This is a genomic window from Corynebacterium sp. MSK195, from assembly GCF_030228885.1.
In the GTDB taxonomy this organism is placed as follows: Bacteria; Actinomycetota; Actinomycetes; order Mycobacteriales; family Mycobacteriaceae; genus Corynebacterium.
Map to the genome: position 1 here is coordinate 233,823 of NZ_JASPGT010000004.1, position 16,885 is coordinate 250,707.

Here is a 16,885-nt window from a genome sequence, read left to right on the forward strand (position 1 = left end):
CTTTCCCGACACCTAGAGCCTTTAGTCTAAGCGTGCATTCTCTACATAAGAATTTCCTTTGAGAATCCTTTTCGCCACGCTGACAAGCGCGGCCATACCCCTCGTGCACGCTTGACTGAAAGGTTCTTTCTGTGTCTACCCCTACCACCCAGATGACGGACATTGAGGCCGTCAATGGCAAGGGCAACGACTGGATTTGGCACGCCATTTTTGGCGGCCTTACCGCCGTTACCCTCATCGGCTTTATGGTCTGGGGCCACGACTACGTCGACGGCTCTAAGCCCATTCTCCTTGGCACCGCCATTCTCTTCGCCCTTTTCATGGCCTTCAATATTGGCGGCAATGACGTCGCCAATTCCTTCGGTACCTCCGTAGGCGCCGGAACGCTGTCTATGAAGCAGGCCCTCGTTGTCGCCGCCATCTTTGAGGTCTCCGGCGCCATCCTCGCCGGCGGCGAAGTTACCGATACCGTGCGCTCTGGCATCGTCGACCTTGACGCCATCGATGGGCTAGACCCCATGGAATTCGTCTACATCATGATGGCGTCCCTCTTGGGTGCGGCCATCTGGCTCCTTGTTGCCACCCGTATGGGTTGGCCAGTATCTACCACTCACTCCATCGTCGGCGGCATCGTCGGCGCTGCGCTCACGGTCGGCTTTGTCACCGGCAAGGGCAGCTGGAACATGGTGCAGTGGGGCGAGATTGGCACCATCGCCATCTCGTGGGTGCTCTCCCCTGTCCTCGGCGGTCTCGCCGCGTTTATCCTGTTCAAATGGATTAAGACCTCAATCTTGGTCTACAACGAGGAAGCGGACCGAAAACTGCGCGAAATCAAGACCCGTCGCGCGGAGCTGCGCCAAGAGCACAAGTCTCGCTTTGCTCGCCTCAATGAGATCCAGCAGATTAGCTACACCAACGCCATGGCCCGGGACGCCGCCTTGGTGGCGGAAGAAGACTTCGATCCGGAGCAGCTGGAATCTGAGTATTACCGCGATCTGTATAACCTCAACAAGGACATGGATGATGTCAAGGCTCACCGCGCCCTGGAAAGCTGGGTACCGGTACTAGCCGCTCTTGGCGCAATCATCATTTCCGCCATGGTGATGTTCAAGGGTCTAAAGCACACTGGACTCGATTTCAGCGTCCTTCAGAACCTGTTGGTTATGGGCATGGTCGGCGCAGTGGTATGGATGGCCGTCTTCATTTTCGCCCGCTCCCTGAAGAAGAAGTCGCTGGCTAAGTCCACCTTTCTTCTCTTTTCTTGGATGCAGGTATTTACCGCTTCGGCCTTCGCCTTCTCCCACGGTTCCAACGACATTGCCAATGCCATTGGCCCCTTCGCTGCGGTTATTGACGTCCTCAAGACCGGCCAAGTAAACGATGAGGCTGCCGTGCCGGTTGCCGTCATGATTGCCATGGGCATCGCCCTGATTTCTGGCCTGTGGTTCATCGGCCGCTTCGTAATTCAGACCGTGGGCTCGGGCCTAACCCAAATGCACCCCTCCTCCGGCTTCGCTGCTGAGCTTGCCGCCGCCGCTGTGGTGATGGGTTCATCGATCTTGGGCCTTCCGGTATCTTCCACCCACATCCTCATCGGCGCCGTGTTGGGCGTGGGCATTGTCAACAAGGCAGCAAATTGGAACCTGATGAAGCCTATCGCCTTGGCGTGGGTTATTACGCTCCCAGCCGCCGCAGTCATCGCCGCCATTACCGTGTCGGTGCTGCGCGTAGTCTTCTAGGGGTAGCTCAGCGCCGCTTATCCTCGGCACCCCTTTCATCCGCTAGCCGCACCGGCCATCGAGCCGGGGCTAGCGGATTTTCCATTGGGTGGCTTGGACTAACACCCTGCTTGGCGACGCCCCCCTTCTCTACACTGGCCCATATGACCGCGCACCGAGCTACTGCATTCCTGGCCGCATTCAACGACATAGAACAACACTTGCGCTCGGCTCTCAACGCTGAGAACTCAGATTCCTTTTGGTGGATAGTAGATAAGGCACGAGACAAACACATGCTTTCTGGCAAGCAAGCCGAGGCACTGAAAGATTTTTCTAACCTTCGCAATGCCATTGCCCACGGGCGTTACTACAAATCAGAGCCCATCGCTGAACCGCACGAAGCAGTGGTCAAGCAAATCTCCGCCCTCCGAGACATAGTGGTTTCCCCACCCGACGCACTCCACGTTTTGCAGCCACAAAAGGTATTTACCTTGACATCTGCCACATCAATCATGGAGGCATTTAACGTCATAAAGGATAAAGACTTCTCCCAAATCCCCATCTATGATGAGGGCCGCTTCACCGCTTTGCTAACCACCAACACTATCGCTCGATGGGTAGCCAGAGACCTCAGCGATAATCTCGTGCTCGATGCTGCGGACATCGCGGACATTGTGGAATACAAAGAACCCAGTGATCGCGCTATCTTTCTTGCCCGCACAGTAAGCGTGCAGGAAACGGTGGACGCCCTTTCAGAAACCGACAACCAAGGACATCACCCATGCGCCGCGGTCATCACGGAACACGGCAAGGTCACTGAGAGGCCCCTGCGCCTCGTTGCACCGGCCGATCTACCGGCACTTTTTGATGCCCTAGAATGGGAATAATTCTCCCGCAGTCGGCTTTCCCGCAGTCGGCACTGCGTCTATCTGTACTCCTGTGCACCGCATAGAAAGGCAACCATGCAATTCGGCATCTTCAGTATTGGGGATTTGACCACTGACCCCATCTCAGGAAAGACCCCCACTGAGGCTGAGCGCATCCGCAACCTAACGGAAATTGCGCTTAAAGCCGAAGAGGTTGGCCTTGATGTCTTTGCTACCGGCGAGCACCACAACCCGCCCTTCGTTCCGTCCTCTCCTACAACACACTTGGCGTATATCGCCGCGCAGACGGAGCGCTTGCAGCTATCTACTGCAACCACGCTGATTACTACCAATGACCCTGTAAAGATCGCAGAGGACTATGCATTTTTGCAGCACCTTGCTGACGGCCGCGTAGACCTCATGCTCGGCCGCGGAAATACCGGCCCGGTCTATCCCTGGTTTGGCAAAGACATCCAGCAAGGAATTCCTTTGGCTATTGAGAACTATCACCTGCTGCGCAGGCTGTGGCGTGAGCCAGTTGTTAATTGGCAAGGAAAGTTCCGCGCGGGATTAGAAGGGTTTACCGCTACTCCGGCACCGCTGGATGGAATTCCGCCCTTTGTCTGGCACGGCTCCATTCGTTCGCCGCAAATCGCTGAACAAGCCGCATACTACGGCGATGGCTTCTTCCACAACAATATCTTCTGGAATAAGGAACACACCGCCCAGATGGTAGACCTCTACCGCCGTCGCTTTGAAAGCTATGGCCATGGCCAAGCGGACCAAGCAATCGTCGGACTTGGCGGCCAAGTCTTCATTGGCGAGACCGAACAAGAAGCTAAAGACTTCTTCCGCCCCTACTTCGACAACGCCCCAGTCTATGGCCACGGGCCAAGCCTCGAGGACTTCACGGCGCAGACTCCACTGACCGTCGGCACCGTAGAACAAGTAATTGAAAAGACCCTCAGCTTCGCTGACTGGGCCGGTGACTACCAGCGCCAGCTATTCCTCATCGATCATGCCGGACTGCCCCAAGAGGTAGTTCTCCAGCAGATAGAAATTCTCGGCACGCAGGTTGTTCCCGAGCTGCGACGCCGCTTTGCGCAGCGCCGCCCGAGCCACGTGCCTTCTGACCCGCCGACGCACGCAAGCTTGCTCTCTGAGCCTCATCCTTCACACCTTCAGGTCAGCCCAGGAAAGGAGAACTAGTTATGCGCTCCCTCCTCGTTATCTCAGCTGGTCTTTCGCAGCCGTCATCCTCTCGCAGGCTGGCGGACATGCTCGCAGAAACCACCCGCGCCAAAATCTCCGCGCGCGGTGAAGGAGTCCACATCGACGTCATTGAGGTCCGCGATCTCGCTTTCGAACTAGCTACCGCCATGACCGATCAGACTGCGCACACACCGCTTTTGGCTAGAGCCAAGCAGCAAGTTGCCGATGCCGATGGACTCATCGCCGTCACCCCGGTATTCCAAGGCAGCTATTCGGGCCTTTTCAAGATGTTCTTTGACGCCTTGGAGCCCCATGCCCTCGACAACCTTCCCACCATTATCGCAGCTACGGCCGGTTCTTCGCGCCATTCCCTCATTTTGGACTACGCGCTCCGCCCGCTATTTAACCAACTCCACGCCAACATCGTGCCAACTGGCGTATTCCAGGCCGCAGAAGACTTAGGCACTCCGGAGGGAGAGCGCATCGTCTCCCGGATTGAGCGCTCTGCCATCCAGCTGGCTGACCAGATAGTTGCCCCGCGAGACAGGGTGCCCGGAATTGCCGGCGATCCCACCGGGCTGGGAGGCCGCTCCACCGTCCGGCTAGCAAAGGAGAACTTCATCCCCCTTGACAAGCTCCTGAATGGGTACGGCAAATAAGCCACAACGAGAGCAGTGCTACGCATAGACGGCGATTGATAGAAGGTGTGACTTTCGCTACCCTGGTCACATAAAATCTGCCTCTACCCTTTGGGTCCAGCTCTGACCGAAATAGCGGCACAGCAAGCACCCGATAGCTATCCCTTCAGAAAGGTTCGGCACAGCTTAAATATGACAATTAGCGTCACGGACATCTTTTCCATCGGCATTGGCCCTTCTTCTTCCCACACCGTCGGGCCCATGCGCGCGGCTAAGCAATTCCTCGATTCCCTAGAGAAGCACCCAGCTAAGGTATATACGGAGTTGCGCGGCTCGCTTTCCGCCACCGGCCGTGGCCACGCTTCCGATCGCGCCGTCATCCTTGGGCTCGCCGGCTGGGATCCGCTGAGCGTGCCTATCGACGCCGAGCCCCACGCGGGCGGCTTTATCCCCAGCGAAGGAACCATATCTGGTCCCCGCGGCACGGTGGATTATGAGATCGTCTTTGATAATGAACCGCTGCCCCAGCACCCGAATGGCATGATTTTTAGCGCCTGGGATGACAACGGCAACCTCCTCGCAGAAAAGGAAGAATACTTCTCTGTCGGCGGCGGTTTTATCCTCTCCCGCGCCGAGCTCGATGCGGAAGTCGCCGAAAGCAATGAGGTTCCTGCCGGCGTAGCCGCCGCCCAGGTAGATGACTCCGTTCCCTATAAGTTCACCACGGGCGAAGAATTGCTCAACCTCTGCGAGGCTCATGACAAAGCAATTTGGGAGATCGTACTTGCCAACGAGGAAGCCTTGCACCGCGATGAAGGCGGAGCGGAATACGTTCTGCGCCACCTTGATTTAGTCTGGGACATCATGCGTGAATGCGTAACCGAGGGTATTTCCACCAAGGGGCTTCTTCCAGGTGGCCTGCGTGTGGCACGCCGTGCCCCGAAGATGTATGCACAGTTGCTAGAAAACCAGGACGACACCAGCTGCGGTTTCTCCGCCATGGAGTGGGTTAACCTGTACGCCCTAGCAGTTAATGAGCAAAACGCTGCCGGTGGCCGCGTCATTACTGCACCTACCAACGGCGCGTGCGGCATCATTCCAGCAGTTCTGCACTATGCGCGCGATTTCCGCGCAGACTTCACCCGTTCCACAGCTCGGCGCTACCTATTGACCGCCGGTGCCATCGGCATGATTATCAAGGAAAACGCGTCCATCTCCGGAGCCGAGGTTGGCTGCCAAGGCGAGGTGGGTTCCGCCTCCGCTATGGCCGCCGCAGGCATGGCAGAGCTGCTGGGTGCAGCCCCGGCGCAGGTGGAAAACGCCGCGGAGATTGCTTTGGAGCATAATTTGGGCCTTACCTGCGACCCAGTGGGCGGTTTGGTGCAGATTCCGTGTATTGAGCGCAATGCCATTGGCGCGGTAAAGTCCATCAACGCCGCGCGCATGGCCAAAATGGGCGAAGGCACTCACCACGTGACCTTGGATAATGCGGTACAAACCATGGCTGAAACCGGCCGCGATATGCTCTCCAAGTACAAGGAGACCTCCCTGGGCGGATTGGCCAAGACCATGGGCTTTAGCGTTTCGCAGGTGGAGTGCTAAAAAGGACTCCATGCGCGCAGATGCCCTTCATCGCCGTACCGCTATTATTGCCGCGGCGTGCCAGCTTTTTCGTACCCACGGCGATGATGTCGCTTTGGAAAAGGTGGCTACGCAGGCTGGCGTAAGCGTGGCTACGGTCTACCGCAACTTCCCCAACCGCGCGAGCCTTATCCGCGCGTGCGCGGAATATATGGGTAATGCCTTTGCCAAGTTTCAACAGCGCCTCATCGCGGACTTTGAAAACTCTACGCATTCTGGAGAAGACTACGTCCGCACTTACGCCACCCATATCCTGACAATGGGACTAAACACGCTCATTCCTGCGTTCGTCCCTCAGGATTTGGACTCTCTTAGCCCTGAGTTAATCGCCCAGCGCGACCTCCTGGAGCGCAACGGCCGACGGTTTATTGAGCTGGGCCAAAAGCAAGGCGAGATTGGCCCCGGCGTCACCCACCTCGAATTCATTGTGGGACTGTTGAGCCTGGCACGACCCCGCGAGGTTGATATCGAGGCCTACCAGCCGGATATACAGGAAAAGATCATTGATCTCTTTCTGGCAGGCCTAAAAAGTGGGCACCGCGCCTAAGCGCGATGCCCATCGACCAAAGAAATTTAGGCCTCGCCGTTCATTTCCCGAGCAAGTACGGACACTAGGTCCGAAACCTTGACGTCGTGCTGCTCATGGGCGGCAAGGTCCTTGAGCGCAACCGTGCCATTTTCTAGCTCTTGTTCACCCAAGACCAGCGCGAAGCGTGCGCCGGCGCGGTCGGCGCCCTTCATCGCACCCTTCAGGCCGCGGTCTCCAAAGGACATATCCGCAGAGATTCCAGCCTTGCGGAGGTCATTGATCAGGGCGGTCATGGTGCGCTTGGCGGCACTACCCAGTGCAACGCCAAAGACGTCCACGCGGGACTCAACGCCATCGAGGGTGATGCCCTCAGCCTCCAGCGCCAGCAAGGCGCGGTCGACACCCAGACCGTAGCCGATACCAGATAGGTCTTGGCCGCCTAGCTGGGCCATCAGCCCGTCGTAGCGGCCACCGCCACCAATGCCGGACTGCGCGCCGAGTCCGTCATGAACGAACTCGAAGCAGGTCTTGGTGTAGTAGTCCAAACCGCGGACCATACGGGGATTAATCTCGTAAGCTACGCCCATATCGTCCAGCATGCCGGTAACGGTTTCGAAGTGCTCGCGGCATTCGTCATTGAGGTGGTCGAGCATCAAGGGGGCGTCGGCAAGCTGCTCTTGGACCTCCGGGCGCTTGTCATCCAGCACGCGCAAAGGGTTAATCTCTGCACGGTGGCGGGTCTCTTCATCCAAGTCGAGCTTAAAGAGGAATTCCTGCAGCTTCTCGCGGTAAGCTGGGCGGCAGTTGCGATCGCCCAAGCTGGTGAGCTCGAGGCGGAAGCCGCTAAGCCCCAGCGCGCGGAAGGAACGATCCGCCAAAGCGATGACCTCGGCGTCAAGCGCAGGATCGTCCACGCCAATAGCTTCTACACCGACCTGCTGTAGCTGCCGGTAGCGGCCAGCCTGGGGGCGCTCATAGCGGAAGAACGGACCAAAATAGTTGAGCTTCACGGGCAGCTGGCCACGGTCCAGGTTGTGCTCGATGACCGAGCGCATCACGCCGGCGGTACCCTCTGGGCGCAAAGTAACGGAGCGGTCGCCGCGATCCGCAAAGGTGTACATCTCCTTAGACACCACGTCGGTGGACTCGCCTACGCCACGGGCAAAAAGCGCCGTGTCTTCGAAAATGGGCAGCTCAATGTGCTGGAAGCCGGAGAGATGTGCCTGCTCCACCATGGTCTGGCGCACCTTATAGAATGCGGCCGACTGCGGTGGGAAATAGTCTGGGACACCTTTGGGGGCGGACAGGGCTTGGAACTGCTTCTTATTACTCACGGGTATTACAGTACCTCCCTCAATGTAGCGAAGAAGGGATTGGTCGCCCTCTCCTTACGCATTGTGGTGGCAGGCCCGTGGCCGGGAAGAATGTCGAGGTTATCTGGCAGGCTCCATACTGGGCCAGCAAGCGACTTCTGCATGGCATTTGGGTCCGAGTGAGGTAGGTCGGTGCGCCCAATGGCCCCGGCGAAAAGCACGTCACCTGTTAGAGCAAAGTCCTCGGAAACAATCATCACGCATCCCGGCGAATGCCCAGGCGCGTGTTTGAGAGCAAAGGTATGACCAAGAAGTTCCAGGGTTTCGCCATCATGGAGCTCGCGAAGGTCATCGATGGGGGTCATATGGGCGGCGTCGAAAAGCTCCTGGGCCTGGGGCGACACTCCTTCGCCGCTATCGAGCATAAACCTATCAGCAGGGTGGATATAAACAGGGATGTCGAGCTTTTCTGCCAAAGACCCGGCGTCCCGGGTGTGGTCAATATGGCCGTGGGTGAGCACGATAGCCTCATAGTCCAAGTCATGCTCGAGGACTTTTTCCATCGCGTCCATGCCGGGATCCACGATGAAGGCGCGGCGGCCTTCCACAATCACATAAGTATTGGTCTGAAACGGACCGGCAGTAAAACCGAAGATTTCCATACCCACTACCCTAGCTGTCTCCATAAAAAGGAGCCGGCCTCCCCCATCTTCTTGATGAGCAGAGGCCGGCAACACCGAACGGCTTAACGCAAAATGTCCCACACCTTGTCATAATCAAGCTGGGTGACCACGCCAGGAACCATTTGAGTGTGGATGATCTTGTGGTCTTCATCAGCCACCAGCACGGAGCGGGCAAGCAGGCCTTCTAGGACGGAATCGCGCACGGTCACGCCGAACTTCTCACCAAAGTCAGAGCGAAATGCGGAGGCGGCGATGACATCATCAATGCCATCAGCTGCGCAAAAACGCTTGAGAGTAAAAGGCAAATCAAGAGAAACGGCAAGAAGCTTAGTGTTGCCTAGATGCGCCACCTGCTCATGGAAGCGGCGCAGCTGCTCCTGGCAGGCAGGGGTTTCAATAGAGGGCAAGATGGAAATAATAAGGCGCGTGCCCGCAAAAGTCTCATTGGTAATCTGACGCAGGTCGGTACCGATGAGTTCAAATTCGGGCAGCGGATCTCCCACTGCGGGAAGTTCACCAACGGTGGGCGTTGGCGGATCGGTAAAATCTGGTTCAACCACAGATGCCAGCGTACTTATGATTTGGCCTAAAAGCTATTAACTTGCTCTATTTTCCATGCCAACGCTTTCTCAGCTGTAGGGAACCGCTAAACTCGGTCAGGTTGAATCATGCCACCGAAAATCGCTAGAAAGGTTGACTCCCGGTGCCAAATAATCAAAAGCGCGGCGAAGAGGCGCTGAGCAAGCTCGAGCGCGAGCTAAAATCCCGCGAACGCAAGCAAAAGGCACGTCCGCTAGGCGTTGTTGCCGCCTCCCTCGTAGTAATCCTCGCCCTCGTCGGCGGCATCTACTTCTTGTCTACCCGCGAAGGCGACGATGAAAACGTACAGGCTGAGGAATCTTCCGCAGCTGAGACCTCGCAAGAAACGCCACAGGCGCAACCCATCGCTGACAAGCGCGCCAAGGCCCTACCGGATACCGTGACCTGTAAGTATGAGGACAACGGTCAAGAGTCCAACGGCGCGAAGAAGCCGAACGGCAAGGATATTTCCACCAAGGGCACCGTCACCGTTTCCTTTGAGACCAATCAGGGCACCATTGAGATGGAAATGGACCGCGCCAAGGCGCCGTGTACAACCAATGCTATTTCTGAGCTGGCCAAGTCGGGCTACTACGACGACACCGTTTGCCACCGCATGACCTCGGGTGGGCTCAACGTGCTGCAGTGCGGCGACCCAACCGGTTCCGGTTCCGGCGGACCTGGCTTCAGCTTTGGCGATGAGTACCCCACCGACGAGGTCGAAGAGAAGGACGCACAGAACCCCGTTGTCTACCCGCGCGGTTCCGTCGCCATGGCCAACAGCGGCCCGGACACCAATGGTTCCCAGTTCTTCCTCAACTACGACGATTCTGAGCTGGCCCCGAACTACACCTACTTCGCCACCATCACCGACAAGGGCATGAAGACGATGGATAAGATTGCCAAGAACGGCGTCGAAGGCGGCCAACCAGATGGCAAGCCCGCTAAGGAAGTCAAGATTAAGAAGGCAACCGTCAAGGCTTAGGCGGCAGAAAAGCCCTGCTTGGCGACGCCCCCTCTTAACCCCACCGCACCACACCCCCTAACGGGGGCGGGAACAAAGCCCCGGCCATTCACCACACACTCCGTGAATGAATGCGCCGGGGCTTATCCTTTCCTTAAATTAAGCTGAGCCCGATTATGAGGGTTAAGCTGCAGAAACACGAGAACACTAAAATTCCCCCGGATCACAACAGCAACAGTAGTAAACACACAGCACACAGTGGACTTTCAGCTAGTTCAGCCAGTGAACAAAAACCTGCCAATACTGTTGCGGAAGGCTGTCAGCCTGTCTAGTATTTGAAACGTCTTTGAACACACCAAGCTTGTTAGGAATCAAAAAATGAAGCTTTTCTCCCGCAAGGCACTCGTTGCTGGCGCAACCGCTCTGTCCGTCGCTTTCGCAGGCACCACCGTTGCTAACGCTGAGGACACCACCTCCGACCTGTCCTCCAAGATCACCAACTCCGTCGAGGGCCTGTCTTCTTCCTCTGACAACGACTACGCAGCTGACAAGTCTGATGACTCCAAGACTGACGACTCCAAGAAGGAAGATAACCGCACCTCCAAGGAGAAGGCAGAGGACATCAAGGCTTGGATCGGTGTTGTCACCGCTGTTATCGGCGCTCTGGGCACCCTGTTTGCTTTCGCTAACAAGTACCTCGACCTGCCTTTCGGCACCAAGTAAGGTCACCGCTTCATAGCGATTCTTAAGCCGCTGCTTTCCTTAGTGGAAGGCGGCGGCTTTTTCGTGTGCCCTTGGGCAAAGGGAGCTCAGGGATGCTCTCTACGTTTCTTGCCAAGCTTTGGCGTGTGTCCTAAGCGTCTTTAGCGTCTTCGATGTATTCAGACCCCACGAGGTCCTTGAAAAGCTCCGGGTCGATGGCTTGACCGACCTTGATGACGGAGATATGGCCTGTAGGCTCAAGGATCATTATCTGTACGTCTTCCATGCGGCTAATGCCGGCCCTACGCGCCGCCGAGAAGATATCCGATTCTGTAATGTGGGCCAGCGTCAGGTTATCTTCAACCATCTCGCCGCTAAAGACTAAAAGGATGGGACGACGGTCCAGAAAGCGCGTCCACTTCACTACCTTGCGAATCGTACCGAAGGCAGCTTCGAGCGCCATCAGCGTGGTCAGGCCGATGACGCCGGCGGCAAGGGTCGGCGGATTGCCGACGATGACACGGCCGGCGACTGCGCCAAACATAATAATGATGATGGCATCTGAGGCCGTCATGGACGTAAGCACACGAGAGCCAAATACCTTCACCAAAACCATGAAGGATAGATAGATACCCAAAGTAGCCAGCACGACAACGGGAATACGGTGCCATTCAATACCCAGCTGATAAGTAATTTCGCGCAGGAAGAGTTCTAGAGTATCCACGACTGCTTAGGTTACCTGGCAGCCGCGAGACATACAGAAAAGGCGGAGCGTCACTCCCCCGTTCAGGAAGAGCCGCTCCGCCTAGTGCTATGCTGTCCTAGATGTGGAACTGCTTGCGCAGGTCCTCAATCATCTTGCGAGCTGGGGCAGGAAGAATCTGCGGGTTCATGCCCACAACCGCAACTCCAGCTACCAGCGCTGCAACGATGGCGAATACTGCGCCACCCACGGAAGAGCCGTTGGAGGACAAGGAAGAGCCCTTTGGCGCAGGCTTAGCTCCCGGCTCTTCGGAGCCCTCGCCGCTTACCTCGAGAGGCAGAGTTGCCTTAGTGCCGGCGTCGGTAGTGATTTCCAGGTTCTGGGTACCGCTCAGGTTCTCCGGAACGGTGAGCTTTACCGTTGCGCGACCGCGCTCACCAAATTGCGCATCGCCTTCCTGTGCGGCGTTGTCGATGTCTACGGTCTGCTCAGCGTCGCCCAACTTCACGGTTGCCTTCTTCGCCATCGGCTCACCGTCGGTGGAGTAATTGAGGCTGGACAGGTTCACCGTGATTTCCTCACCCGGCTTCACGTCTCCCTCAATGTGTGCACCGATCTGGCCCTGGCCCGTGCGGACCTCCGATTCACCCGACTTGATGTAGTCGATCATGGCCTGAGTGTCCATGTAGCCCACATCGTTCTTGTCCTTGATGGAACCAGCGTTGAAGTAGCCGTCACCGCCTGCTTCTTCATCACTGGAAGCAAGGAAGGAAGACAGCGCAATGGAGTAATCCTTCTTCGGGTCAATTGGCTCGCCATTGATAGTCACGGACTTTACGCGCTCGCCCTTGCCAGCCTCCTGGTCGTAGACCACCTGGACGTTATTGGAAATCCCCATGGCAAGGCGTGGACGGCTTCCCTCCTGCCACTGGTTTTCCAATGCCTTGATGAAATCTTCACCAGAAATCTTGGCGGTAATCACGGAGTTGCCAAAAGGCTGTACTTCAAAGATGTCCTTGTAGGTAACATCTCCGCCCTTTAGGTCGGCACGTACACCGCCAGCGTTCATCACACCGATCTCGATGTCCTCGCCTACCTGCTTGCTCATGGCGTAACGCTGGCCGTCAGCAATGAAGTTATTGAGGGTAGATTCGACACCACGGTTAGAACCCGAATCAGCATTCTCATCAGATCCGCGGAACAGCGCCCGTTCCACAGTACCGGCGGTCTTGGCACCCGCGATGTCAGCCTCTTGCTGGGCCTTTTTTACAATAGCTGCGATTTCAGCATCTGGTTCAACCTTTGCTGCAGCGGTCGCGTCGTACTGCTTCAAACTGATGTCGGTAATCTTTTTAGCAGTCTTATCAAAGGTAATATCAACGTCGTTGAGCAGTTTGCCGTACTCGTGTCCCTGTGCCCACTGCAGTGGCAAGGCGCCCTCGCGCTCAATTTCGCCCTTAGTGGCAACGTGGGTGTCGCCGCCAAAAGCTACGTCGACGTCTTTGTTAAAGTCCTCTGCAAAGCCTTGGGCATCTTCGTGCATGAGCGCAACAACAACATCGGCCTCACCAGATTCTTTCAAACGAGTAGCTTCCTTATTGGTAGCCTCGGCTGGATTAGTAAAAGTGATCCCTGGGATCTTGGCAGCAGACACCTTATACTTGGTATTTTCAGTTACCGTGCCAACATAGCCGACTTTTACGCCATCAATTTCTTCGACGTGGGAAGCCTCCAGAAGAGGCTTCCCATCCTTGAACACGTTGGCACCCAAGATTGGGTAATCAGAGCTATCAGCGATACGCCCTGTAAGGTCTTCGGTACCCTTATCAAACTCATGGTTACCTACAGCAGTCACCTTCATACCCATCTCGTTGAGGGCTTCAAGGGTGTACTTGTCATCAGAAATTGCAGAGACAAAGGCAGAGCCGCCCACGTTATCGCCCGAGGAGGTCAGGTTGAATTCCTGTCCTTCATTTACCTGCTTGATAAGGGACTGCAAGCGAGCCACGCCGATCTCATCGCCGGCCTTTGCTGGGTCACCAATTTTGTCCTCCAAGTGACCGTGAATATCGGTGATATTGGTGACAGAGATGATGGTCTTGTTTTCTTGTGCTACCGCCTGCGCGCCGGAGAGAGCGACAGCGGAAACAGTAGTGGCGGCCACCAGTTGGCCGATGCGACGAAACTGCATTGAAATACTCCTAGATTGTAGAAAGCAACAGGACAATTTATATCGCTTTACTAACAACTTGGCAGGAGAAATTGAGCCCGCTTGCTGGGGATTTACCTTGCAGAAGCCGAAAATTCATACACTGGTAACCCACCTGATGCTTTCGCGTTGCTTGCCCCGCCCCTCCTTGAGGGTAGGGACAGAGCACACTAAGCAGTCACTCGGTAGACGTCGAAGACGCCTTCGGTATTGCGCAGTGTGGTCATCAGGGTTCCCAATTGCTTGGTATCTGAAACGGAGAAGGTGAACCGTACCGTCGCGATATGGTCATCGCCGCGGTTAGAGTTCATGGTCAAAACGTTGATGTTTTGATCGCTCATTACCCGAGTGAGCTCCGAAAGGAGGCCCTGACGGTCGAGGGCTTCCAATTGCAGCGTCGCGGAGAAAGCGCCCGTTGCAGAGGTACCAGAAGACCAGGCCACCTCCAACATGCGCTCTGGTTCTGCCTTGAGCTTTTCCGCGTTTGTGCAATCGGCTCGGTGCACGGAGACTCCCCCGCCGCGGGTAACGAAGCCGAAAATGGCATCGCCCGGCACGGGCTGGCAGCATTTGGCGAGCTTTGCCATCACATCGGGGCTGCCTTCCACCAAGATGCCGGTGCCCGATGCCGAGTCTTCGGTGTGTTGGGCGCGGGAGTGCTCAATTTCAGACAGTGGCGTGCGGGAGGCCAGGGTGTCGATGGCATCATCTTGGTCGCCGAACATGGCAACCAATTGGTTGGCCACGTGTTGAGCAGATACGTGGCCCGCGCCGATGGCGGTATACAGCGAATCGACATCGGTATAGTGCAGCTGTTCCGCTACCTGCTTCATGGAGCTGGCAGTAAACAGGCGGTGCATAGGCAGGCCGCCGCGCTGGACTTCGGTCGCCAGGGCATCGCGGCCTGCTTCCAAGTGTTCTTCGCGGCGTTCCTTGGCAAACCACTGCCGCACCTTTGTCTTAGCTCGAGCAGACACAAGGAAGTCTTGCCAATCGCGGGACGGACCGGCGTTGGGATCCTTGGAGGTAAAGATTTCCACCTTGTCGCCGGACTTTAGCTTCGATTCGAGCGCGACGAGCTTGCCATTGACCTTGGCACCGATACACCTGTGCCCCACCTCAGTATGTACTGCGTAGGCAAAGTCCACCGGTGTAGAACCGGCAGGCAGGTTCACCACATCGCCCTTCGGGGTAAAGGCGAAGATTTGCTTGGCGGTCAGGTCGTAGCGCAGCGAGTCGAGGAACTCATTGGGATCGGCGGCTTCCTTCTGCCAGTCCAGAAGTTGGCGCATCCACGCCATCTGGTCCACTTCTTCTTGGTGACCCGAGTTCTTGCCCTTGGTTTCCTTGTAGCGCCAGTGAGCAGCCACACCGAATTCGGCGTTGTAGTGCATCTCGTGGGTACGTACCTGGACTTCCAAGGTAGCGCCGCCATTTGCCAGCACCGTGGTGTGCAGCGACTGATACACGCCGAATCGCGGCGAGGAAATATAGTCCTTGAAGCGCCCCGGCAATGCCTGGTAGATCGAGTGGACCACGCCGATCGCGGCATAACAGCTATTGACGTCCTCGACCAAAATGCGGATTCCTACAAGGTCGAAGATCTCCGCGAAGTCGCGGCCGCGCACAATCATCTTTTGGTAAATGGACCAGTAATGCTTTGGTCGGCCCATAACCTCGGCTTCAATGCCGTTTTCCTTCAGCGCCCCGCTGACCTGGCTAATGATCTCTTTCAGCGCGCGATCGCGCGAGGGGGCACGATCTGCCACCATCCGTACGATTTCGTCGTACTTCTTCGGATACAAGATGGCAAAGGACAGGTCTTCCAGCTCCCACTTCACGCTGGCCATGCCAAGGCGGTGAGCTAGCGGCGCGATAACCTCGAGGGTCTGCCGCGCCTTCTTAGCCTGTTTTTCGGGCGGGAGGAACCGCATCGTACGCATATTGTGCAGGCGGTCGCTGACCTTGATAACCAAGACTCGCGGGTCGGTGGCCATGGCGACGATCATTTTACGGATGGTCTCGGCCTCTGCGGCCGAACCCAGCGCCACCTTGTCCAGCTTGGTCACGCCATCGACCAAGCGAGCCACCTCCGGACCGAAATCTCGGGTGAGGTCCTCTAGGGAGTAGTCCGTATCCTCCACGGTGTCGTGCAGCAGTGCTGCAACGATGGTGGTGGTGTCCATACCGATCTCCGCTGCAATCGTCGCCACGGCGAGCGGGTGGGTGATATACGGTTCTCCGGATTTGCGAAAGACCCCCTCATGGAGCCGCTCCGCGGTGTCATAGGCGCGATTGAGCAGATCAGCATCAGCCTTGGGGTGAAACTTGCGGTGGATGGACATCAACGGGTCCAGCACCGGATTCACCTTCACTCGGCCGCCGGTGAGCGAACGAGCTAGGCGAGCCGACATACTGCGCATTCCGCCGCCGGACTGGCGCTTTACGGGTTTGTCCATGGCCAAATCTACCGCCCTTCACAGTGTCATGGGCCTTGTGGCCTCATGTCCAACTAGATCGTGCGATCTAGCTTAGACATCCCATCTTAGTCTGTGGCATTCAACACAATGAGCGGTGGGCCGGATAAACGCTCACGACCGTTGAGACCCTTGACCTCCAGCACCACCACATTGCCAGCTACTTCGGCACCTGCGGACTCAAGCAAAAGCTTGGCGCCGTGGAGGGTGCCACCGGTGGCCAGGACGTCGTCGACAAGCACTACGCGTTTGCCCTTGATGTCAACGCCGCTGGCTGGAATCTCCAGCGCCGCGGAGCCATACTCCAGCTCATATTCCTGGGTATATACCGGTGGGGGAAGCTTGCCTTTCTTGCGGATGGCCAAGATACCCAGGCCCATCTTGTAGGCGACGGCCGAGCCGAGGAGGAATCCACGGGCGTCTAGGCCGCCAATCATATCTGCGCCCAATTCTTCGCAGGCGGCAGCCAAGCCGTCCACTACGGTGCGAAATGCCTCTGGGTCCGCCAAGACTGGGGTGAGGTCCTCAAAGAGGATGCCCTCCTCTGGGAAGTCTTGAACGAGGCGAACCTTATCCTTGAGTGCCTGTGCTGCTGATTCGTAGTGCGAGCTCATAATCTTCCTTGAGAAATTTTTGCGAGAGGTCGTTAAC

At 56.8% G+C, this 16,885-nt stretch carries 15 protein-coding genes; 8 read left to right on the forward strand and 7 right to left on the reverse strand.

What is annotated here, in order from left to right:
- Positions 1-152: 152 nt before the first annotated feature.
- The 6 genes from QP909_RS06255 to QP909_RS06280 all read left to right on the forward strand — a co-directional run bounded on the left by QP909_RS06255 (position 153) and on the right by QP909_RS06280 (position 6,622).
- Positions 153-1,739 (forward strand): inorganic phosphate transporter, encoded by a 1,587-nt coding sequence (locus tag QP909_RS06255; protein ID WP_284766592.1) that lies wholly within the window; start codon positions 153-155, stop codon positions 1,737-1,739.
- A gap of 143 nt (positions 1,740-1,882) precedes the next feature.
- Positions 1,883-2,605, forward strand: coding sequence for a CBS domain-containing protein (locus QP909_RS06260; protein WP_284766553.1), 723 nt, complete (start codon positions 1,883-1,885; stop codon positions 2,603-2,605).
- Positions 2,606-2,680: 75 nt separating this feature from the next.
- Positions 2,681-3,793 carry an LLM class flavin-dependent oxidoreductase gene (locus tag QP909_RS06265; protein ID WP_284766554.1) on the forward strand — a complete coding sequence of 371 codons (1,113 nt, stop codon included), beginning with the start codon at positions 2,681-2,683 and terminating at the stop codon, positions 3,791-3,793.
- A gap of 2 nt (positions 3,794-3,795) precedes the next feature.
- Positions 3,796-4,455 carry an FMN reductase gene (locus tag QP909_RS06270; protein WP_284766555.1) on the forward strand — a complete coding sequence of 220 codons (660 nt, stop codon included), beginning with the start codon at positions 3,796-3,798 and terminating at the stop codon, positions 4,453-4,455.
- Between the two features lie 171 nt (positions 4,456-4,626).
- Complete coding sequence (locus tag QP909_RS06275; RefSeq protein WP_284766556.1) at positions 4,627-6,036, forward strand: L-serine ammonia-lyase; 1,410 nt, start codon at positions 4,627-4,629, stop codon at positions 6,034-6,036.
- A gap of 10 nt (positions 6,037-6,046) precedes the next feature.
- Complete coding sequence (locus QP909_RS06280; RefSeq protein WP_284766557.1) at positions 6,047-6,622, forward strand: TetR/AcrR family transcriptional regulator; 576 nt, start codon at positions 6,047-6,049, stop codon at positions 6,620-6,622.
- Between the two features lie 26 nt (positions 6,623-6,648).
- Here the strand turns inward: QP909_RS06280 and hisS are convergent, their stop codons facing one another.
- From hisS to tpx, 3 genes are all read right to left on the reverse strand, one after another.
- Positions 6,649-7,938 carry a histidine--tRNA ligase gene (gene hisS / locus QP909_RS06285; RefSeq protein ID WP_284766558.1) on the reverse strand — a complete coding sequence of 430 codons (1,290 nt, stop codon included), beginning with the start codon at positions 7,936-7,938 and terminating at the stop codon, positions 6,649-6,651.
- 5 nt (positions 7,939-7,943) lie between these two features.
- Entirely contained in the window at positions 7,944-8,579 is a 636-nt protein-coding gene (locus tag QP909_RS06290) for an MBL fold metallo-hydrolase (RefSeq protein WP_284766593.1), read from the reverse strand.
- Positions 8,580-8,662: 83 nt separating this feature from the next.
- Positions 8,663-9,160: a thiol peroxidase gene (tpx, locus tag QP909_RS06295; protein WP_284766559.1), complete on the reverse strand. Its 498-nt coding sequence runs from the start codon at positions 9,158-9,160 to the stop codon at positions 8,663-8,665.
- 143 nt (positions 9,161-9,303) lie between these two features.
- Here tpx and QP909_RS06300 point away from each other — a divergent pair, with 143 nt between their 5' ends.
- Together QP909_RS06300 and QP909_RS06305 are read left to right on the forward strand one after the other, a co-directional pair.
- Complete coding sequence (locus QP909_RS06300; protein ID WP_284766560.1) at positions 9,304-10,164, forward strand: peptidylprolyl isomerase; 861 nt, start codon at positions 9,304-9,306, stop codon at positions 10,162-10,164.
- 357 nt (positions 10,165-10,521) lie between these two features.
- Positions 10,522-10,866 carry a hypothetical protein gene (locus tag QP909_RS06305; protein WP_284766561.1) on the forward strand — a complete coding sequence of 115 codons (345 nt, stop codon included), beginning with the start codon at positions 10,522-10,524 and terminating at the stop codon, positions 10,864-10,866.
- Between the two features lie 130 nt (positions 10,867-10,996).
- Here the strand turns inward: QP909_RS06305 and QP909_RS06310 are convergent, their stop codons facing one another.
- From QP909_RS06310 to QP909_RS06325, 4 genes are all read right to left on the reverse strand, one after another.
- Positions 10,997-11,569, reverse strand: coding sequence for a DUF421 domain-containing protein (locus tag QP909_RS06310; protein ID WP_284766562.1), 573 nt, complete (start codon positions 11,567-11,569; stop codon positions 10,997-10,999).
- A gap of 97 nt (positions 11,570-11,666) precedes the next feature.
- Positions 11,667-13,739 carry a bifunctional metallophosphatase/5'-nucleotidase gene (locus QP909_RS06315; protein WP_284766563.1) on the reverse strand — a complete coding sequence of 691 codons (2,073 nt, stop codon included), beginning with the start codon at positions 13,737-13,739 and terminating at the stop codon, positions 11,667-11,669.
- 188 nt (positions 13,740-13,927) lie between these two features.
- On the reverse strand, positions 13,928-16,216 hold the full coding sequence (locus QP909_RS06320) for a RelA/SpoT family protein (protein ID WP_250410623.1): 2,289 nt from the start codon (positions 16,214-16,216) through the stop codon (positions 13,928-13,930).
- A gap of 86 nt (positions 16,217-16,302) precedes the next feature.
- Positions 16,303-16,848 carry an adenine phosphoribosyltransferase gene (locus QP909_RS06325; protein ID WP_284766564.1) on the reverse strand — a complete coding sequence of 182 codons (546 nt, stop codon included), beginning with the start codon at positions 16,846-16,848 and terminating at the stop codon, positions 16,303-16,305.
- Between the last annotated feature and the right edge of the window lie 37 nt (positions 16,849-16,885).